Origin of the sequence: uncultured Methanospirillum sp., from assembly GCF_963668415.2 — an archaeon.
In the GTDB taxonomy this organism is placed as follows: Archaea; Halobacteriota; Methanomicrobia; order Methanomicrobiales; family Methanospirillaceae; genus Methanospirillum.
Genome location: NZ_CAXXDL010000001.1, coordinates 451,340 through 472,848 on the forward strand (window position 1 = coordinate 451,340; position 21,509 = coordinate 472,848).

The following is a 21,509-nucleotide window of genomic DNA, read 5'->3' on the forward strand; positions in this document are numbered from 1 at the left end:
AAGATTGAAGCGATTGTCAGACATACCAGTGGTTTATGTTTGCTCCCTGGTATGTTGCATTCATCAGTCTTCTCTTTGGATTTATCCTGCTCTCTCTCTCGATTCAGATATACAATAAGAAACAGATCCTGGGGCAATCGTTCTTCTGGTTATTACTGCTCTTTGACTCGCTCTTCTCCTTTACCCTTGGCATATATTATCTCATCGGGGAGATAACCCAGGTAGACTCAACCTTGATGAGTTTTATCACATTTGGACTCGTATACAGCCTTATTTATTTTACCGCGGTATTGTGGTTCTTCTATTGTGCATTATATTCAGGGAGACCACGATATGTAACACCGAAGTACATCGCACTTTTCGGAGGACTGATGGCAATAGGATGCATCTTCCGGTTTTTGGATATGCTCAATCTGCCGGTAGAATCATCTGGGCAGAAGATTCTTTCTGAACTGATCTTCTGTGGTCATTACGCTGCTGCATACTACTTTTTTATCCTGATAATTATCGGCATATACTTTTTACTGCAGCGATACGAGACGGTATCACACCGGTTTAAGAGTCAGATCGCATTTCTCGTCATTGGCATCAGTATTCTGCTCCTTACAAGGCTCGCTCTTGAGACAGTACTGAAAGGATATCATACATACGGGTTTGATGTAGGAGTTTCAGGACTATTCCTCGCATTCGGTGTTCTCCACTACAATCTGCTGGAGTTCTCACCTGTCTTTCGGGATCGGTTCTTTACCCTCAATGACCACGGCCTTCTGGCCTTGAATCAGAAAAGCGAGATCATTGATATGAATCCAGCAGCTGAACGCATTCTAAATACCAGGATGAGAGATGCGTTTGGAAAGGCGGCTTCTGATATCCCATCAATCCCAGAACCATTCATCCGGTATCTCACGGACCCGGACACGATTGATCAGGCCTCTCATTTTCCTGTGTATCATCAGGGCACACACTGGTATCAGATGACCTCCCGTATCACTGATACAACCGTAGGAGCAGATGAGACACATCTGATCACGATAGCCGACATAACCCAGACGATCTCTCTTGAGCAGGAGATTCAGAAGACAAGAGTAGAACTTCTTCAGGAGAAAGAGAAGATAAAACAGGAACAACGATATCACCAGTATTTTGTCTCTTACCCAGATGCGATCCTGATATGTTCAAAAGGGCAGATCATTGACTGCAACCCGGCAGCTCTGGATATGTTTCAGGTACCAAAACAGGACCTTCTAGCAACAGATCTTTCCAGCCTCTCTTCACCGAGACAGTTCAATCCTGATGATATTCCTGAGAAACTCGTATATTATATCTCGAAAGCGAATACAGGATCCCTCGTAACCTTTTCATGGATTTTTCTTGCAGGTGATACGAAGATCGAAGCAGAAGTCAGACTCTCAAGACTCGATCATGATGATACCAGTCTCGTTGAGATGATCATACTTGATATGTCAACGCTGCATGCAAGACAGCAGCCCTTCGTACAGTTTTTTGCCGAACAGGAGAAGAATCTTGGTCTTGAGACATCACTATGGCAGCAGGTCTCTTCATTGATCCAGGATCCGGCCCCTTCCCAGGAGGAGAAAGAGCGGGCATTTAAACGAATTTATGACGCAGCCCAAAAAAATCTAAAGAGGTTGTCTGATCATCCCACATTATAATACAGATTTTTCTTTTATCTCCGGTTCTTCAGAAAAGTCATGCGTGAGTCAACTCACACCCATTTTCTACTGCAATTACACCATTATCCCTTTGCCCGTCGGGAAGATGCATTCTGACAATTCCGGTACTCATACATGAGAATAAACTGAATAAGTGGAGAAGGTGCCTTCTCCCCGATACAGATGCACGGCAGACCGCCCTCTTTCTGGGATCTGATAAGACACCAGGATGACTGTGTCTGGTCTGATGTTTTAACGACAACCTGATACGAACCGATCTCAGTCTGATGTTCGGATGAATTGATCAGGTCAGTAATAACCTCCCGCACTGGGGAGGGAACGACATCTTCAAACCTGGGTTTTTTGAGGACATCAGTCTCTTCTGCACTGCAAAGGTCGAGCATGGAGGTATTAGCCGATGAAATGGTTCCTTCAGGGGTCAGGGTGCAGCACGCTATACTCATCTGATCTGACATGATCCCAATCAGTGCCAGGAGTGCTTCAGACTCTGCTCTGCGATTCTCATCCTGCTCTGTTTTTTCGGTGAGCAGGTGATACATATTCCGATACTCTTCCTTATATTTCGCAATAACCTCTTCATGTATCACTGATTTTGTCCGGTTGGACTCATACAGATAGAAGAACCTTGATAGTGCCAGAAGAATTTTCTCATAGACATCAGGAGGAATTCCGACGTTCATCTTTCCAATCCCGATTATTCCGGTAAGGGTGTCGTTTATGGCAATGCCGGTATATATGAACTCATAACCCTGAAGCGGATTGAACACCCTGGCAATATCATCTGGTGACCGGAGCATCAATGGTGAGATCCCTTTGATTCTCACCGTGTCATAGAGTTTATATGGAAGAATTTCAGGCCCTTCAAATGAAACAGGAGTTTTTTGGGAGAGGGCCAGATCGATCTCTGAGCGTGCTGGCTTCCGAATACTATCAGGCACTGATATGGTGTTGAGGTGTGATATCCGGGACTTTTCATCGATCAGAAACGACACGATAATGTCATCTGCAAAGATGTCCCGGAGTATCCGGGTGATGGTATCATAGATCTTTTCTGCTTGCTGCTCCTCTACCATACCCGGAATTTTACTGAAGAGTTTGTCTATAAACTTGCGGAAAAGGGTTCCCGGGTTGTAGGCATCAGCATCGGGGTGCATATACAGTAAAACACCGGGTTGATTATCAGGAAGGGTGACCCGTATACAAATATACCTGATCTGCGACTGATCAGGATGAATACTTGTCCTGTACCCCTCATATCTGTCTGTGAGAACAGAGGAGATAGCCTCTTCATTGATTCCATGGTACAGATGATTGATGGCACTCAAATGCTCACCGATAAAGGCAAGTTCTCCTTCTCTGGTCTGATCAAGAAAGGCCTGGTTTATCCGGACGATATGAAGGGTGCTATCAAGGATAAGGGCCGGATCAGGTATCGATTCAATCAGGGTTAATACGGTAGTACAGGGAAGATATGAATATTTTTTTGCATTGCTGCTTTGATTACAGTGTACTATCCCTTTCTTAAAGAGTGTTTCAGCGATTAGTGAGACTTTATTTCGGTTTACTCCAGTTTTACGGGATAACTCCGATATTGACAACTCGGTATTGGCATCCTGCAAAATGTGCAGAATATCTTCTATTTCAGATGAAGAGGTATTCATGTATAACCCGATGGTGCCCGCTCCAGACATTTCAGACTGATGAAACTGGTATTCATGAAGATCAATCGAGTGAGATCCTTCTCGGAAGAGACAGGCACTCAAACGATTCATCAATCAGTATCATCAGTCCGGATACTCCTGTGTTTGGAAAGTAATATACGAGTAATATCAAACTCTTCATGTTTCTATATATCGGTTAGTTTGTATAGAATCCGGATAGCATTAGAGTCAGGGAAAACCTCTCATAGAAAATGAGGTTTAAAGGCTCCATTATGAGTTTAAATTCTGTGCAATAGAATCATGAAAAAGAAAAGGAGGAGAAGTATCGAAGTTATACTGCTTCATGAATTTGGGGCGTTGGTATCTCAACGGTACTTGGATAGGGAAGATCGATTTTGAACTTTTTTGCAAGTTCTGACTGTCTGATCCCATATAATCCATACACCATGAGACCGATGACCAGCCAGATGCAGAAGTAGAATAAGGTCGTCGTCTTTAAAGAGACGATGAGAAACAGGTCAGAGATGATAGCCAGGATGGGCACAAGGGGCACCATGGGACATCGAAAATGGCGCTCAAGATCCGGGTTCTTATGTCGCATGAAAAGAACACCGGCAGCAACGGCTATGAACGCTATCAGAGTACCCATATTGAGGAGTTCTACAATCAGTGACAACGGAGCAAACCCGGCAAAGACAGCACTCATCAACCCCACCAGAATTGTTGCCTTGAACGGGATTCCTTTTGCACTGACTGCTGCAAGCCCTGAAGGAATGAGCCCGTCACGCGAGAGAGCATAAACGAGCCGTGAAGACCCATACAGACATACCTGAAGTCCGGAGGTTATACCAATAATAATACCGACTGCCAGTAAACCCCCGAGATGAGAAAATCCTGACTGACTGAGAGCAAATTCAAACGGAGAACCCACGTTCGCATATTGAGAAAAGGGAAGAATACCGGTTAGAACCAGACCTGCGATAATGTAAAAAAAAGAGCAGATAACGATGGTTCCTATCAGTCCGATCGGGAGATTTCGCTGGGGATTTTTTACTTCTTCTGCACTTGAGGCGATCAGTTCAAATCCTGTAAACGAGACGATAACAAGTCCTGCCCCGGTAAGAACACCCTGAAACCCATTAGGAAGGACTGGAAAATAATTTTCAACATGGATAATCTGTGACCCAATCCAGAAAAACGTAATGAGAATCAGTAGTTTTATTGATACAAGAACAGCGTTGAGCCGTGAACTCTCCCTGACACCCTGTAAAAGCATGAAGGCCATACATAAAATAATTATGACTGCCGGGAGGTTTACAAGACCCCCATTCATCGGGTCATGGGTTAAGGCTGAGTTCAGTGGGATGTGAAGAGCATCGAATATGCCAAGAAGATACTGTGACCATCCTGAGGCAATTAATGAGATCGATACCGTGAGTTCAAGCATCATTGTCCATCCGATGATCCAGGCAAAAAGTTCTCCAAAGATGGTATAAGTGTATGAATATGCACTACCGGTAAGTGGTATCATGGAACTCAGTTCTGCATAACATAATGCCACAAAAAGCGAGCATATCGAGGCAATGATGAACGAGAGAACAATCCCGGGACCTGCAATACTTGATGCAAGCCCTGTTATTACAAATATCCCGGTTCCTATGGAAGCCCCAAGACCGATCATAATCAGGTCAAGAGGGTTCAACACTTTCTTCAGATGACCCCCCAGATCATCGGAATGGAAAGAGAGAGGAAGTGGTCGTTTCACCAATAGTCTCTGAAATCGTATGTTCATGTTCTCGTCCCACTTTATCAGTGCCTCAATGGCCTGTAGAGGAGATCTCTTCATGATATCGGGACCCCCCGGTTTTCATAGAATGAAACAACCCCTCTTACAGCCCATATGCGTATAATGCGAAGAATCCAGTGAAGGCATAGCGATGAAGACACGGGGGAGGCCGGGGAAGGCAGTCAACCGGTTCATCCGGCACATCACCCCACAATTACTCTGCTAATGCACAATTGGATAAACACTCCTTCAGACCTGCAGAACCTGGTGCGATATTCAGAATTGAAAAAGGACGGCCACTTTCATTTATGTAATGATTTATGAAGCCTTTTTTTAATTTTGCCAAATATGTGCAGCGTTAAGCAATATCTTCCTGAAAATCCTAATTATCTGGTGAATCAGGTTCTATATCGTTGAAAATGGCGAAATATCAGAAATTATTGCACAATTGCTCTTTTTTTCTGTTATCTGATACATAAAAAACCGGGCATTTTTGGTCATGAAACACAAGAATTTTCATTGGATGCGCAATTCTTCCATGTTGTGCAATACCCGTGGATCATCCCGATAGATCACAGAAGTGAGGAGAATAGTACGATGGAAGAAATATCATAATTGTAGGTTAGTTACTAAAAAACCACAACGATGCCCAGTTGTGGGCCCGGGTAGGACCGATGAAAAGGACTTTTTCATGCAAAAAGATAGGTAGTCATTCAACCGTACAGTTAAAAATTAGAGGGGTTGATTACAACATGGCTACTTAATCAGGACAATAACAACCATATTCGTTGCACACACACTCTCCTTTTGAACACCACCAGGTGGTGTCTCCACAGCCATTGAGACAAAACAGGTAATCCCAGAAGGTACAGTCGTATGAATTTTCGGGACATTGCCCAATGGTTTCAAAATATAACCCTGATCTCCCATAGTGAGATTCTACAAGTGAATCTATGTTCTGTTTGTCCGCATCAAATGATGCAAGAGCAGCTCCTTCATAATACGGTAAGGGATCTACATGAAGAGTGAGTACCTTGTTGTCATCTGACAAAGACAAGTTTGTTATCTGAATCATGGATGTCGTATCATTTTGAGCATCCGATACGATCAACGCAGCACGTACTGGAAAGGTCACATTAATCAGGCGCTCTGTTGGAACAAGCCTGTCCCTCCCCCCATACGAGATAACAACAAAAGGAACAGTATCCTTGATCGTTACTACATATCCTCCATCTGATGCAGCAGAGACAGCACTCTTCCCACCCTGAACATACGTCAGATACGTTGGAACTTCATCAGCGAAACAAGATCCAACAAATAATACCAGCACGAGATAAAATACACAGATTAATCCAGGTAACTGATAGTGTTTCATAAGCACAATCCTCCCATTCAACAGATGCATGGATGACTCTGAAGATTGCCTTACGAAATTATCAGGAATCTTCAGATATACCAAAGGTCTGGTGGTTTGCACAAGTATTTAGTTTATTTCAACAGAACCTTTCAGGCAATATTTCCGGAGATATATCCCATATTGATTCTAATTTTCCATCATGCTGCAAATATTATGCAGATTAATAATCTACCTGGTTTGTGCAACCGGTAGAGATGGACGTGTTACTCGGATTTTTTTGTGAGGGATACCAAAGCACATCACCGTCAGGCTGGGTATTTGTATCTGACTGCATATCATGCATGAAAATATAGTGAAAATATAAACCCGAAGCCTAAAAGATTTGACTAAATTCATCACCATGATGAGTGAATCGTGAAATACTGTAAATTGTGCACCTTATTTTAATAGGAGGACAAAAACAATGAACATAACTTGGTGTATGATCATTCAGCATCAATCGCCAAACAAAAAAGCCCCTGAAAAAATGTGTTTCAGGACAATTATTCTTTTATGAGGGGAGTGATGTTGACATCAGGGTAAAATTTCCATCTTTGAAAACCCACCTATCCATTGCAGTACTGACTGCATGATGTGAATCAAACACTTTCGGCCCTGATACTCCAAAATATCTGACATCTTCCAGGTTATCCTTGATCGACTGGGCAGTAATAGTACCATTTTCTGTTCCACGACAAATCGCTTCCGCGATTAGCATCAAGGAATCATATCCATACCCTGCGACACTTTTAGTAGGATCCGTATCAAATCGCTTCTTGTATGACGAAATAAACCTGGTCGTATGGTCCCCGGGGACCAGATTCGAATATGCTGATATGGTAAACAGAGAGAATTTAGAGATTACATCTGCCTCTGATCGTTCATAAGAGTCCATGAGAACACTTTCAGTAATGATGATCTGTCCACGATACCCTGCATCTGCCAGGCTTCTGATGAGTGAGATCTCCCGTTCATCATACATGATAATCACAATCGTATCAGGTGCAGCATCCAGAATCCGGAGAGCGAGGGTAGAATGATCAGGGTTCTCATCTGTGACCGGTTCAGTCGAGATAATAGATACAGAACTATTGTCGAGCTCTTTCCTGATATATGAAAGAAGCGATCTCCCGTATTCATCATCAATATAAACAACAGCCACCCGGTCTGTTGTGTATGACAGCCATTCTGAAACAAATTTTGCCAGATAGAATACCGGTGCATTAACCTGGAAAAACCACGGCGATATCCCATATAGGGCTTCCCCGTTCGCCTGAGGTGAAATCAGTAATGTTCCAGAACTTTTTTTGGTCTCTTCTGCCATCGGAAGAGTAAGCAGAGTAGTACATGAACCGATAACCACAGGGACACCATCACTGTGCATATCATAGAACAAGGACTGACTTATCTGTGGATTACCCTGATCATCCACAACCCGCAGTTCAATATGATACCCGTCTACACCCCCGCGTACATTGATCTCATCTGCTGCAAGTTCAATGCCATGAAGGATATCAGTTCCTAATACCCCTAACTCTCCACTAAGAGGCAGGATCACCCCACACGTAATGGTAGAATTTTCTGCAGCAAGTACAGGATAATGGATTATAGAGATGGTACAGAATAACCAGAAGATAATCGCAATTGTGGATCGAGATCTCGTATGTTCTCGCAGAGCCATGATGTTATCCTCCAAAGAAGAGATCTGCCTGTGTATTCAATAACCTGTCATCTTTAATAATTCCCGGATGAGAAGACCGGACATGATAATATATGTTCTGATACAGGTGGCGAAGTGATAGAGAAGGATCTGATTCACGGAGTATTGAGAGCAACTCGGATGTAAACTCATTTGACAGCCAGGATGAGAGTTCAGAATCATATATCGATGCTTTTGAGGTTTCATTAGGTGCTGATGCACTTATGACCACAACATCAGGGGTTTTCACAAGTGCTGCCGTTGCACTGCTGTAACAAGACTCAAGAATGATCAGCATCTTTCCAAATCTATCATTATCTGCCATGGTATCAATAACAGATGAAAATTCTTTAGGAGAGATCGTATCGTCTCCATTACCAAAGAGGATATTACCTCCTGAATCTGCATGGGATGTAAGATATACCAGGACTGTTGAGTTCGTAGTAGACTGTAAAACAGGCTTGTCTGAAGTGGTAGGCATTCCCGTCAATATGTCAATGAGAATCTGTTTATTGACTTGATCACCAGTGTAATCCGGATGAGCAGTTGTTCGTACCTCTTCTTTTCCAGGAAGGTGAAATACCTCATTGGGTTTTTTATTTCTCTTTTCATAAGGGATATCATCAATAACAAGGAGTATGATATGGTCATCTGATACTCCCTGTTTTTTTACAAACTGATATACTGACAGGGCATCTGCCTGATGACGGTAATTTACCCAGTCTTTTGAGAATGCTCCAATAACAGCCCAATAATCACCGGATTCAGGATCCTTACTGAAGACAGAAGAGGAGGATGAATTATCTATATCGCTGAGTTGATCGTCAGATTTTGTCAGTTTATTGAGTGAGACCGGATCAGAAAGTATGGTATCTCCTTCAATGTGGTATGTCTCATACGAGGGAATTAACCTGTCTGTCCCATCTGAAGCAAAGGTGAGAGGACCTGTAGCACCGGTCAGTATCGGGCTTTTCCCATTTTTAATCAGGTCAAATGCTGATTGAAACCCGGTTACACTCCTGGGAAGCGGCTCCCCGGATCCATTGGCAAGGACGACCATGGCTGCATGTTTCGGAGACTTGGTTGGGTTTGCAGTAAACTGTGCCATAACTAATGCGGCACACAGTACCGCGTCGTAAGTCTCACAAACATAATCTGATGGTGAATCTTTAGTGAATTTTTTGAATTCCTGATAAAAATTCTGATCCCCTGGTTTTGCCATGAGCATAAGGGTATTTTCAGGCAATTTGGTTACTTTGATACTTGAGTTGCCCAGTTTCCATACTCCGGCATTCATGAACTGGTGCAATGTTTTTGAATCTGCTCTTTCCTGGATAGAACCATGTTCATCAACATTTGGATGGATAAGATACAGATTCGTGGATGTATAGTTTTCAAGAATATGAACTGCTGTTGTAATCTCACTACTTGAACCAGAATGAACAAATACCAGGTAATCAGGATTTGTTGAACATACCCGATCGATAGCCTCCGATATCTGATCTTGTCTTGAAAAATCCTCAAACCCGGTGATTGAGATCCCAGATTCAAGTGCCCAGTATGGAATCCAGTCAGAAAATGTCTTTCCATACGAACTGTTTATGGCAAGAATGGCTACCTTCTCTGCGTTATTCTTTTTCAAATGCTGAATTAGAACCGAGGTCATATCCCCATCATTTGAAACAATACGCCATACTGATCCAGTACCTGCAAATGCACGAAAGATCTCATCTGATGACGCCGTAGGAGATATCAAAACTTTCTGATTTGAGATGAACAGATCTGAAATTTGAAACAGATTATCAGATGTATACGGTCCAATTACCACTCTGATACGGGGATCTTCTGCAAGCTCTTTTGCATAGGTATTGATATCACCGGTTTGCGTATCACGTAGGACTAGTTTGACTGGTCTTCCACTAATCCCTCCACCATCGTTGATATCAGATACAGCAAGACGAAGTGCATCATAGAGGGGAAGCCCTTCTGTTCCGCTTAAGGGCAGTAATACTCCGATATATATTGGATCATCAACCGCAGACGAGGGTGTAGCACAAAAAAACAAGGCAAGAAGGACGCCGATGAAAACCAATAAGATCAAGGGATTTAAATGGCTCATAACTTTTTGTTCCTATACATGCATGCATCTGAACCCTGATCTTCACAAGATACTGATACCTATAAGTAACCCAATTAAAGAGATTCTTCGACCTCTGTGCCACCACTACACGATTCGAACTCCACAACGATTTTTAGGTGAACAACCAGCAAAAAATTTGAATTCACCTCATGTAAGAGGGGGTCAAAGATTGCTAAACAGATCCAGATGAACTCTCCTTGGACCTTTTACGTAGTGCCCTCTTTCGTATTATTTGAAGAAAAAGGGATGAGACGAGGACAAAAACAATTATGCCTCTATCCTGGTGCCTGACTTAACCTCTTATACTAGTCGGATCCGAATTAGGATTGTTGACATACGGGGCCGGACTATCAATTCCATTTTCTGGAGGGTTCTCGTGGATCTCAACATAAACCCGTGTAAGTTTTATTACATCTGGATCTTTTACGGTCTGATTTGTCGCTTCATCCGCAAAATGTTTGAGCAACGTACCTTCGTAAAATTCAAGAGGTTTCGTTTCAAGTGTTAACTTCCTGTCATCTTCAGAATAGACAGGATGAGATACAGTGACAAGTGAAGTAGACTGACCATTATCACCGGTTATGACAACAGCTGCATCCAATGATTTGTCCATAATCTTGATTGCATCTTTGACAGAGCCGAGATAACCCTTTGTTCCAATATAGGCTGCAAACGGGTTCATACCCTCAATAGTAAGGGTGGAGCCATTTGTAGATTCGACATGAGTGCTGTTTTCTCCCTGTAACAAGACGATATATCCAGCAGTCTCTTCAGCAAAACATTCCCCGGATACAAAGACCATTATCAGAAGAAACAGAATTATCGACAGTTGTTTCAATTTTTAAACCGCCCTTCAATGAATGACACAGTTCTGGTTTTTTCTAGTCAGAAGGATCCTTGCATGAGATACTGAGTACCCATGATCCATACCACTTTCTGCAGTTTTCTGACTTCTCTTCAGACGTCCTCTTCTGTATCCCTGCTACGATACCACCTGTTTGTATCAGAATTATCAGAAATCAATAGCCTGATGAGGTTGAGGACAAGAAACCGGTTCACCATTCCTATCGATTGTGGGGTACATATGATACAAGAATCCAGTGGGTTCAGTATCTATAAAAAAGTTGGTTTAAGCCACATATGCTTCAACTCGTGATGGTGTTAAAAGCATATGTATGAAAAATTGAGAATTGTTTCTCATTTATGATAAACGTTCCATGCAAATAAAGACAAAATTCCAGATTTCATCAGAGAAGATTCGAAAAAATCAGTATCATACATTGACCGCCTAAATCGGTGTGCCATTACCTTTAAGCAGTACTATTCCTATCTCTTATCATTCGAGAATATTTATTATAGATTTGTACCTCGATACAATGGAGTAGAGAAGGGATGGTATTACTAAATTCCAATGCGAATAAATCTGAATCGGGTGATAATACCGATAATCTGATCTCACTTCTCTATGTTGATGACGAACCTGATCTCCTTACGCTTGGTAAAATTTTTTTGGAGCGGTCCGGAGGATTTAAGGTTGAGACTCAGAACTCTCCTGAGAAAGCTCTGAACTCATCTCTGGGATCATTGTACGACGCTATCGTCTCTGATTACCAGATGCCAGGAATGGATGGGATCACGTTTCTCAAAGCAGTCAGAGAACAGTATGGAGATATCCCGTTCATCCTCTTCACCGGGAGGGGGCGTGAAGAGGTTGTCATTGAGGCGATAAATAACGGGGCTGACTTTTATCTTCAGAAAGGAGGAGAGCCCGCACCACAGTTTGCGGAGTTATCACACAAGATAAAGCAGGCGGTACGGAGAAAAAAGGCTGAGGATGAGCAAAGAGCACAGTTAAACGAGTTGGTCAGAACAAAAGAAGCATTAGAGGAGAGTGAAGCCAAATTCAGAGGGATTATTGAGACATCTCCTGATGCGATCTGGGAAATATCCCTTGATGGAGTGTTCTCATACGTAAGTCCACGGAGCACTGACATAATCGGATATACCCCCGAGGAGTTGATCGGTGAGCAGTTTTCCAGACTGTTGCCTCCTAAAAGTCATAGTTTTATCCAGAGCATGTTAGAAAATGCTAGCAATAGAAAGCCTGGCCTGGTAACGTTTGATGTTCCTGCTATCCATAAAAATGGAAATATTCGAATCCTTAATTGTAGATCTTATCCCCTGATAAGTCCTAACGGTTCAGTCATTGGGTTTCGTGGCATTACTATCGATGATACTGAAAAAAATCAGTACGTGAGAGCCCTCCATGAAAGTGAGACAAGGATTCGTTCTTTTATTGAAGCAACGAGTGAAGCAGTCTCCATTATCGACGAAGAAGGGACGATAGTAGAGTGGAATGTAAGTTCAGAAAAGATCACAGGAATTCCTAAAGGAGAGGCTTTCGGGAATAAGATCTGGGACTTCCCCTTCATTTATGGGATTTCAGATTGCAAAACTGCATCACCACCTTCAGATATTAAGCAGGCCATCCAAAACTCCCTGAAAACCGGCGAACCTATCTTCAAGGATTCAGATATTTTTGAATTTAAGCGTGCAGACGGAACAAAAATTTTAACCAGAAGAACGATATTTCCGATTAAAACCGAGAAAGGATACCGGTTTGGGTCACTTGCACGGGATATTACAGAAGAGAGACGAATGGCAGATGCACTCCAGGAGAGTGAGAATCGCTTCCGGGGTATGGCAGAACGGTCTTCAGATCTGATTATTGTTCTTAACAATGAGTTGAGTCCTATCTATGTCTCCCCCTCATCCCGATCGATTACCGGGTATGATCCTGAAGAACTGATCGGAAAGACACCGGATTTTGCTTTGAGTAATATTTTTTCTCATAGTGTTCCTGACATATCAGACTCAGTCAAAAAGACGATGAACCGCAATGTCGTCGAAAACGTGGAGATCCAGGTACAAAAAAAGGATGGAAGCCTGATATTTGTTAATCTCCACGCTGTACCGGTAATTCAAAACGGGGAGATGACAGGTGTTCAGGTCTCAATGCGGGATATAACCCACATAAAGAGAGCGCAACTGGATCTAAAAGAGTCTGAGGAGAAATTCGTCACAATTTTTCAGAATAATCCGGTTCCTTTGACACTTCTATCAGCAGCAACTGGTGAGTTTACAGATGTGAATGGTGCGTTTCTTCAAAGTAGCGGATATACCAGGGATGAGGTGATTGGAAAGACACCCGGGGATCTTGGGATCTTTGCTAACGAGACAGAATTTGAACGCCTCACATCAGACATAAGAAAAAATAAAGTTGTCAAAGGGATGGATGTTCATTTCCGGAGAAAAAGTGGAGAGGAAAGGGATTGCCAGACTAATTTAAGCCTTTTTTACATCCACAACAGGCCTCAAATCCTCGCCTCAATTGAGGATGTTACTGACCAGAAGGCAACAGAGTCCGCAATGAAAGCGATGGTCAGAGGAATTGTCGGCTCAACAGGGAAAGACTCCCTGTACCATATTACCGAGAGTATCAGTTCCTGGCTTTCTGCAGATTGTGTTCTTATCGGTGAGGTAACGCCGGATAAAGAGCACATTCATGTTCTATCCATGATTCTTGATGGAGAGAGAGGTCGCAGTTATACACATCCCCTGAAAGGATCTCCGTGTGAGTATGTGATAAATAACGGATTTACGATATATCACGATAATCTCTCTTCCCATTTTCCAGAATGTAATTTTATTGTAGACCATCATTTTCAGAGCTTTATCGGTGCATTGATCAAAGATTCAGAAGGGAAGACTGTTGGGACTCTCGGTATCCTCTCCCGGAACGCAATGAGTCAAAATATTCCCATAAAGGAGATAATTGACATCATCGCGGTAAAAGCAGGAGCAGATATTGAGCGATCACGTATCGAACAGACTCTCATCAATAATGAGAGGCTCCTTGCTGATACCATGGATATGGCAAACCTTGTGAGTTGGCACTTTGACTTTTCTTCACAGGTTTTTGTGTTTAACGATCGGTTCTATGCATTATATGGAACCACAGCGGAGCGTGAAGGTGGATATCATATGAATCCTGAGAGATATGTCAGAGAATTTGTTCATCCTGCTGATATTCCAAGGATTCTCGAAGAGGTAAAGAAGACCTTCAGCACGCCGGATCCAAATTATGTCGCTCACCATGAACACCGGATTATCCGGAGAGATGGAGAGGTACGCCATATCTCAGTTCGTGTTCGTCTGATCTGCGATGAAGAGGGAAAAATCATAAAAACACTCGGCGCAAATCAGGATATCACTGATCAGAAGAATATTGAGGATGCAATTCTGAAAGCGAACCGCCAGCTTAGTCTGCTGACAAGTATCACCAGACATGATATCCTCAATAAGATCTCATCATTCTACGGATATCTGAGACTCGTGGAGATGGAGTCCACAAATCCGGAGATACAGAATTATATACAGAAGATGATCGACGGGATCAAGGAGATCCAATCACAGATCGAATTTTCACGAGTGTATGAAAACCTCGGATCTCAAAAGCCCCAGTGGTTGCTATTAGAGACGATCCTTCCGAGAACATCGATCCCTCAATCTGTCAAACTTCAGGAGAATGGACTGGAATATTCCATCTTCGTAGATCCTATGTTTGAACGGGTTTTCTATAACCTCCTGGAGAATTCTGTGAGACATGGGGAGCATGTATATGAGATCCGGGTTTATACCAGGCAGGATGATCATGGCCTCACGGTTGTATGGGAGGATAACGGGGTCGGCATACCAACTGAAGAGAAAGAACAAATCTTCGAGAGAGGATACGGGAAGAATACCGGACATGGGTTGTTTCTGGTCAGGGAGATACTGTCGCTTACCGGAATTGAGATTCAGGAGATCGGGATTCCGGGAAGTGGAGCACGGTTTGAGATAAGGGTTCCGTCAGGATCGTTTACAAAGAGATAATATCGGCCGTATATTTTAAAAGCCGATTACATTTTGTCAATATCCAGATATCGATCCTGAATTAAACGGGTATTGGTAACCAACACTGTCACCAATAGTACCGACCACAAATTGTTAAAATCAGGCTTTCACATCACATGGAAGAGAAACCACCACGGTTCTAAACACCAATCCACAACATCTATATGGAGAGCAGGTTAAAAGCATCAACGAAGACAGAGGAGAAGTAGTATCCATGACCAGCCAGTTATATGAGAAGATTCTGATAGCAATAGACGGTTCAGACCGGAATAAAACCGCAATCGAAGAGGGTATAAGGATCGCACGGGTATGTGGAGCTACGATTTTTGCAGTGTATGTGAAGGATATCCACCGGTATAATGCCACACCGACGGATGTCATCATGGTGGATATCCAGGTTGCTATCCAGAAACTGGCTGAAGATGCCCTTGCAATTGTTCATACACTCTCTGAAGGGGTATCTGTTGAGAACGTTGTTCTTGAGGGTAAACCGGAGGTTGAGATCGTCAGATTTGCAGAGGAGAAGGGTGTCGACCTTATTGTTATCGGTACGAATGCAAAACGAGGATTCGAGCGGCTTCTCCTCGGAAGTGTTGCAGAACAGGTCATCAGGACTACATCCTGCAAGACTCTCGTTGTAAAGTGACGAGAGTCCCCAAAATCCTGAGATTCCTGAATGTACCGGGATCATGTGGCGGGGTTCCTCAGATATCCTGATACATTTCCGGTTTGTGAACACCATTCATCTGATCTCAACTATGTGTGAATCATCCAGAATACAGAAAAAATGGGTTTCAGGGTTTTCGACCCTGTTAAATTCAAAAAAATTAATGCATTACTCTTTTTTGATGAAATTAATTAATGCGGTTGAACTATCTTCAAGTCCCAGGCCGACGAACTCAATCTCTGTTGGTGAGATGATATGAACGATGTCCATCCCGGTTCCCTTCTCTGCCAGATAGAGGGTGGTCATATCATGATCGATGATGCCTGAAAACGTGTAATTGGCCTGGAATTTTTCACCGGTTGCATTCAGGAATCCCTTGAACACCGGGCCCTGTTGTTCAGAAATTGTCATGGTGTATGGCAACCCCTGGCTTTCATTGAAGAGCATATCCATCTTCGCATAATAACCGGACGATACACCGGTCCAGGTCCCGACCAGATCCGGATACCCGGTAGATTCGGCACAGGCAAGGGGTATTCCAAAGCAGCCACACAGAAGGAGGCATGTAATGATTGCACTAAAGCGCATGATGGTGAGTTGTCCCGATATACCGATAAACATTTGGAAATGATCGGGAATACCGAAATAACCCGGCTCATAGAATGATTTTTGGTTATTTGTCAGGGTTATTGAGATTATGAGGCATTTACCCGATTATATGGACCACAGCCAGGTAAAAAATGCACATGGGTAATACATTTTTTGATAGAAGGGGGACTCCCATACAAGAGAAAACCGGGTTCGTTACACGTATACCGGGGTTTGTCAGGTTTTACTGTCCTAATCAGAATCGCTGATCAGGCATCCCGGGATGATATACACACTTTTATCGCGATTTTACAAGGATATCGCGACACATACTTCTTGTCCCAAAGGTCACCTGTATTTATTATTATCAGGAGTCCAATCAGGAAAAACAGTCCAATCTCAAAAAAGATTAGGAGCCGATCGGCACCGATGTCGGACTATATGGGGTCCTCTGGTATACAAGGGTATTTTGAGCATTGTCAGTGATGGATAACTCCTTATTTTCATTTACCAGGTACGAGGTCACACCTTCAAGGATCTGCAGATAGGTTGTTTCGGTTGAAGCACCATCCTGACAGTACTTCTTTGTTGAAGCAAGAGGGCCAATGGTTATGCCATTTCCATTGAGATCTGGTTTTCCAGTCAGAGAATAACTTCCAACATAATTATTACAGCCTGAATACCCTGAAAGATTTACATTATCCTCAAAAATGACTGTTGTCTCCGGATTTATCGTCTGAACCAGAGCAGTCCCATTTTGATCAGACATGAGTTTAAGGTACCATGTTCCTATGAGAGAAGGATCTGAACTAGCAGCCTTGACCGGTGCCGGAGTTATTCCGGCCTGGTTTGGCGTGGTTATAGTGACCGGAGTAGCTGTGGGTTGGGTTGCAACAGGTTTTGTTTCTGTCTGACTGGTACACCCAGCCACCAGGAGAAGAAGAACCATGAAGATGCCCATTGAAATGAGAAGCTTTCTCATAGATGATACTTGGTATCGGATTATTAGATATAGTTTTTTAAAATCCCACACAGTTTTTATCTGACTTTATAATCGTTCAGTTGTTCCATTTGAAATTGAATTGTTGACTTCTCCCATACATCGAAACATGGGTTTTGCCAGATTAGGCATATTTCACTCATAATCGCAGATATTTTTACAGAGAGTTGTAATATAAATTCCAGATTTCTCCGATAATTGAAGAATTTCCCAATAGTTTCATTACAAAGCCTTAATCGTTCATACCCGGATAGATATCAAAAGAGCTCTGGTTTCTGGCAAAAATGTATTGAAGTCCCGATGTTTCTCATGAATCTATCCTTTTCAGAGAAGGATAGACCTATTACAGACGGGAAAAAGTGGAGGATAACATGAACACTCAAATGAAAACTGGTTTTTTCCTGATAGTCTGCCTGGTTATCATCGGGATTTCTGCAGGATCATCACAGAATGAATCGCCATCTATTGTAGTAAAAACAGATGCCGGCCGAATCTCCGGATTAGATCAGGACGGACTCAGGGTATACCTTGGGATTCCATTCGCGGCTCCCCCAACTGGTGAACTGCGATGGAGGCCACCCGAACCGGTAACACCCTGGGAAGGTGTCAGGGAAACGACGGCATTTTCACCTGCCTGTCCCCAGCCGATTGCAGCAGATCCGAATCTGTCCATGAGTGAGGACTGTCTGTATCTCAATGTCTGGACCCCGGCGAAGACTGATGACGAAAAACTTCCGGTTATGGTCTTTTTCTATGGAGGAGCATTCGGAAAGATAGCAGGTTCGATGTCACTGTATAACGGAACTGCCCTTGCACAGAAGGGGGTCATTGTGGTCACTCCCAATTACCGGGTAGGTGCTCTGGGATTCCTTGCTCACCCAGGACTGGATGCAGAGTCTATACAGAACAGTTCTGGTAACTACGGACTCCTTGACCAGATTGCTGCTCTGGAGTGGGTCCAGAAAAACATCGGATCGTTTGGGGGTGATCCATCCAGGGTGACAATTTTTGGGCAGTCAGCCGGAGGAGAGAGTATTCTTATTCATCTGGCAAATCCACAGACCAAAGGGCTTTATCAGCAGGCAATTGTGGAGAGTGGTACCTTCTGGACAAAAGGGGCCGAGATTGATGCCCTGTATACAAAATCTGATGCTGAGCAACTTGGACTCGCATACGCGAAGAGTCTTGGATTTTCAGGCCCTGATGCAATAGAGCAGATGCGTAATTTGAGTTACCAGGACATCACGAATGCAACACCCTGGCCGGCTTCTTCGTTTAAGATGGTGAATACCCCGCATTTTGAGCCGACAATCGACGGCTCGGTACTACCAGAAGCACCTGAAACGGTGTTTCGTGAAAACCGTCAGAATCCAATCCCGCTAATCATCGGAAACAATGCTGATGACGGAACCACCCTTGCAGCTGGTGCCAATATGACAGTTCCTGAGTACAGCACCTTTATCGAGAGCAGGTTTGGGAATGAGTCCAGTGCGATTCTCGAAAAATATCCTGCGAATTCAACAGATGAAGTCCAACTCAGACTGGAACAGATCATGACCGATTACGACTTTACAGACCCGGTAAAGTTTGTCGCCAAATCCATGGCAAATATCAGCCCTGACACCTACCGGTACCAGTACTCGTATGTCCTACCCGGGCAACCTTTTGGTGCATTCCATGGTAGTGAGACCATGCTCATCTTCAACGTCCCGCTACCTCAAAACCCGGTAACCGATTCAGTCAGAGAGAACATGATCGATCTCTGGACTCGGTTTGCAAAGACCGGTGATCCAAACGGCGGAATGAATATCACCTGGCCGAAGTACACCCAGGATGAAGCCTATCTGGATATTGGATCAGTTCCAGCTGTGAAGAGTGAGTCGTAAACCTCACTCCTTTTTTGATGCTCATTGTATCCCCATGCCTGATTCACGTATAACATGACATGAGATTCATGATACTAAGCTGCGATAAAACAGGGAGAGAACGGGAGTCTGCCAGGAGATAACGAAACCAGACATTCCCACCAAAAATCAGGAAAGAACTATCCATGTTTCGAAAAAGAGTTTCCGGGTTGAATCTTCAGAAAAATTATGAGGTCAGGGGATTTCCCAGATTCTGAATCTTCTCCTGCATGTCAGGAGTTACCTGTTTGACCAGTTCTGCATTATACGACCCGCTTGGCTCATACGTTAGCGTATTATTAAATATTTCATCTGCTGCCACTGCGTAGAAACGTGACTTTGCAGCAATCGTTCCATCTTTTACTGCCGGATCAACATCGGTTGCAAAGATAGAGATCGTATTGTCGCTGTTCCGGACAATATCAAAGGTTCTGAACTGCTGCGGGAAATCACGGAGTGATGAGGTTTCAACCTCCCAGAACCCGAGTTCCGGGTGGTCAGGATCCGGCGATATCTGCGGAGTTATGGCATTGACATGACGGTGTCCGGCAATCCACAGGATCAGATTTGGATAGGAATGCAGGGTATCCAGAAGTTGCTGCTCAGATACCTGAGCAACCGAACTCCACCCCGTATATTCGTCAAGGGAAGAACCACTCGCGTCTGTTGCTATCGGGATGTGAGCAGCAATAATCATCAGTTTACCTTCAGCCTGACCCTGATCCAGTTCATGTACAAGCCAGGTATACCGCTCAGTATCAAGGGAACCATGTCCATATCCGCCATCATTGGTATCATTCGCGTTCTGGGTATCGTCAAGCACAATGACCTTTATCGGAATGTCTGATTTCGGTTCGAATGAATAGCAGGCAAAACCATTTTCAGCGTCAGATTTATTGAATCCGTGACCTTTTGGATTTGAAGTTGTATTGAAAAACTCACCCATCCATTCAGGAACCGTAAGGACCCGGCGGTTTGGATCGGCAGCCAGCACTTTTGGAGGTGTTTTAAAATCAGATACATTTCCAACTCCGATAATATCTCCATTCACCGTTCTGCCATCGATTGCACCCATATAGAATCCACGACTCTTGATACCCAGAGGATTGGTGAAAATATTACCCATGTTCAGGATATACGCTCCGGTATAGTTCGATCTCAGGTAATCATCAGGAGGGTTTGTTCCGATCCAGTTGTGATCGTGATTGCCAAGAACCTCATACCAGGGTATCGACTTGTTCAGTCCTGCTGCCTGGTACACATCCTGATAATCATTCAGCGGTCCGGGAACTGGATCATCCTTGACACCTGAGTCAGGGTTTATTCTTTTCCCGTCCATGACGTCAATGAACCATCTGAGTTCATTGTATTGTTCGTTGTTGGCAACGTCACCGAGAGCGATACCAAAATCAAAAGGATCTGAGGTATGTAAGGCGTTCACGGTCTGGACAGCAGCATCAAGGACCTGAGTGGATGAGAGCATTACCGGTGAATACCCTGATGACTGACCCCCTTTGTACCCGAAATAGATTCCTTGAGCGGGAGTTTCTTTGTCAGTAATATGAACATCAGTGATGTCAAAAAAACGGAGCAGTTTTGCAGAGCCATTCTCCGATACATTCGAGTACCCGGATGGCATCAGGTCCGTTCTCTTTTCATATCCAAGTCCATCGCCAAACTCCCATACTCCATATCCATATGCCGAGTAGTTGGATACATCATCAGGAAGGATCTGAGGTGATGCCAGAGGCACGGCAACAGGAATTACAGTACGATTCAGGGTTGTTACGACTGTTGAATCTATAGGATAGGCTCCAGCGATGCATCCTAAAAGGATTATTCCAAGCAAAATTCCTATTGCCAACCTTGGTTTCATGATTCTACTGGGGTCATTCTCTATTTAAAAATGATGTATGAATCCGATTCTATTCATTTTGATTCGATTACCACCCCGGTTATCAGCGGTCATCTCGAGATCTCCTGAAAACCCCGGGATGGTGCTATGGGATGGTCAAAAA

The 21,509-nt window shown here is 43.5% G+C and carries 13 protein-coding genes; 4 read left to right on the top strand and 9 right to left on the bottom strand.

Features of this window, described 5'->3' with window-relative positions; all coding sequences use genetic code 11:
* The first annotated feature begins 35 nt into the window (after positions 1-35).
* Positions 36-1,673: a PAS domain-containing protein gene (locus tag ACHZA2_RS02165; RefSeq protein ID WP_319578345.1), complete on the top strand. Its 1,638-nt coding sequence runs from the start codon at positions 36-38 to the stop codon at positions 1,671-1,673.
* A gap of 83 nt (positions 1,674-1,756) precedes the next feature.
* Here ACHZA2_RS02165 and ACHZA2_RS02170 read toward each other — a convergent pair whose 3' ends face one another.
* From ACHZA2_RS02170 to ACHZA2_RS02195, 6 genes are all read right to left on the bottom strand, one after another.
* The gene (locus tag ACHZA2_RS02170; protein ID WP_394698461.1) at positions 1,757-3,466 is read right to left on the bottom strand and encodes a hypothetical protein; all 1,710 of its coding nucleotides are present in this window, start codon (positions 3,464-3,466) and stop codon (positions 1,757-1,759) included.
* Positions 3,467-3,686: 220 nt separating this feature from the next.
* Entirely contained in the window at positions 3,687-5,201 is a 1,515-nt protein-coding gene (locus ACHZA2_RS02175) for an amino acid permease (RefSeq protein ID WP_319578347.1), read from the bottom strand.
* 700 nt (positions 5,202-5,901) lie between these two features.
* A complete protein-coding gene (locus ACHZA2_RS02180) occupies positions 5,902-6,516 on the bottom strand; it encodes a hypothetical protein (protein ID WP_319578348.1) in 615 nt (204 codons plus the stop codon).
* Positions 6,517-7,048: 532 nt separating this feature from the next.
* Complete coding sequence (locus ACHZA2_RS02185) at positions 7,049-8,218, bottom strand: ABC transporter substrate-binding protein (protein ID WP_319578349.1); 1,170 nt, start codon at positions 8,216-8,218, stop codon at positions 7,049-7,051.
* A gap of 4 nt (positions 8,219-8,222) precedes the next feature.
* A complete protein-coding gene (locus tag ACHZA2_RS02190; protein WP_394698462.1) occupies positions 8,223-10,337 on the bottom strand; it encodes a C13 family peptidase in 2,115 nt (704 codons plus the stop codon).
* Positions 10,338-10,668: 331 nt separating this feature from the next.
* Positions 10,669-11,214 carry a hypothetical protein gene (locus ACHZA2_RS02195; protein ID WP_319578351.1) on the bottom strand — a complete coding sequence of 182 codons (546 nt, stop codon included), beginning with the start codon at positions 11,212-11,214 and terminating at the stop codon, positions 10,669-10,671.
* 554 nt (positions 11,215-11,768) lie between these two features.
* Here ACHZA2_RS02195 and ACHZA2_RS02200 point away from each other — a divergent pair.
* Together ACHZA2_RS02200 and ACHZA2_RS02205 are read left to right on the top strand one after the other, a co-directional pair.
* The gene (locus ACHZA2_RS02200) at positions 11,769-15,311 is read left to right on the top strand and encodes a PAS domain S-box protein (protein WP_319578352.1); all 3,543 of its coding nucleotides are present in this window, start codon (positions 11,769-11,771) and stop codon (positions 15,309-15,311) included.
* Between the two features lie 235 nt (positions 15,312-15,546).
* Positions 15,547-15,978, top strand: coding sequence for a universal stress protein (locus ACHZA2_RS02205; protein WP_319578353.1), 432 nt, complete (start codon positions 15,547-15,549; stop codon positions 15,976-15,978).
* Between the two features lie 189 nt (positions 15,979-16,167).
* On the opposite strand, the gene ACHZA2_RS02210 is transcribed toward ACHZA2_RS02205, so the two are convergent.
* Together ACHZA2_RS02210 and ACHZA2_RS02215 are read right to left on the bottom strand one after the other, a co-directional pair.
* The gene (locus ACHZA2_RS02210; protein ID WP_319578354.1) at positions 16,168-16,587 is read right to left on the bottom strand and encodes a hypothetical protein; all 420 of its coding nucleotides are present in this window, start codon (positions 16,585-16,587) and stop codon (positions 16,168-16,170) included.
* Positions 16,588-16,996: 409 nt separating this feature from the next.
* On the bottom strand, positions 16,997-17,569 hold the full coding sequence (locus ACHZA2_RS02215; protein ID WP_319578355.1) for an META domain-containing protein: 573 nt from the start codon (positions 17,567-17,569) through the stop codon (positions 16,997-16,999).
* Between the two features lie 389 nt (positions 17,570-17,958).
* Here ACHZA2_RS02215 and ACHZA2_RS02220 point away from each other — a divergent pair, with 389 nt between their 5' ends.
* A complete protein-coding gene (locus ACHZA2_RS02220) occupies positions 17,959-19,473 on the top strand; it encodes a carboxylesterase/lipase family protein (protein WP_319578356.1) in 1,515 nt (504 codons plus the stop codon).
* 205 nt (positions 19,474-19,678) lie between these two features.
* Here the strand turns inward: ACHZA2_RS02220 and ACHZA2_RS02225 are convergent, their stop codons facing one another.
* Positions 19,679-21,367: a TIGR03768 family metallophosphoesterase gene (locus ACHZA2_RS02225; protein ID WP_319578357.1), complete on the bottom strand. Its 1,689-nt coding sequence runs from the start codon at positions 21,365-21,367 to the stop codon at positions 19,679-19,681.
* Positions 21,368-21,509: the final 142 nt, after the last annotated feature.

Excerpts from the sequence above, each read along its gene's own strand:
- ACHZA2_RS02165 (WP_319578345.1), top strand. The coding sequence starts at position 36 with ATGTTTGCTCCCTGGTATGTTGCATTCATCAGTCTTCTCTTTGGATTT.
- ACHZA2_RS02170 (WP_394698461.1), bottom strand. The coding sequence starts at position 3,466 with ATGAATCGTTTGAGTGCCTGTCTCTTCCGAGAAGGATCTCACTCGATT.
- ACHZA2_RS02175 (WP_319578347.1), bottom strand. The coding sequence starts at position 5,201 with ATGAAGAGATCTCCTCTACAGGCCATTGAGGCACTGATAAAGTGGGAC.
- ACHZA2_RS02180 (WP_319578348.1), bottom strand. The coding sequence starts at position 6,516 with ATGAAACACTATCAGTTACCTGGATTAATCTGTGTATTTTATCTCGTG.
- ACHZA2_RS02185 (WP_319578349.1), bottom strand. The coding sequence starts at position 8,218 with ATGGCTCTGCGAGAACATACGAGATCTCGATCCACAATTGCGATTATC.
- ACHZA2_RS02200 (WP_319578352.1), top strand. The coding sequence starts at position 11,769 with ATGGTATTACTAAATTCCAATGCGAATAAATCTGAATCGGGTGATAAT.
- ACHZA2_RS02205 (WP_319578353.1), top strand. The coding sequence starts at position 15,547 with ATGACCAGCCAGTTATATGAGAAGATTCTGATAGCAATAGACGGTTCA.
- ACHZA2_RS02210 (WP_319578354.1), bottom strand. The coding sequence starts at position 16,587 with ATGCGCTTTAGTGCAATCATTACATGCCTCCTTCTGTGTGGCTGCTTT.
- ACHZA2_RS02215 (WP_319578355.1), bottom strand. The coding sequence starts at position 17,569 with ATGAGAAAGCTTCTCATTTCAATGGGCATCTTCATGGTTCTTCTTCTC.
- ACHZA2_RS02220 (WP_319578356.1), top strand. The coding sequence starts at position 17,959 with ATGAACACTCAAATGAAAACTGGTTTTTTCCTGATAGTCTGCCTGGTT.
- ACHZA2_RS02225 (WP_319578357.1), bottom strand. The coding sequence starts at position 21,367 with ATGAAACCAAGGTTGGCAATAGGAATTTTGCTTGGAATAATCCTTTTA.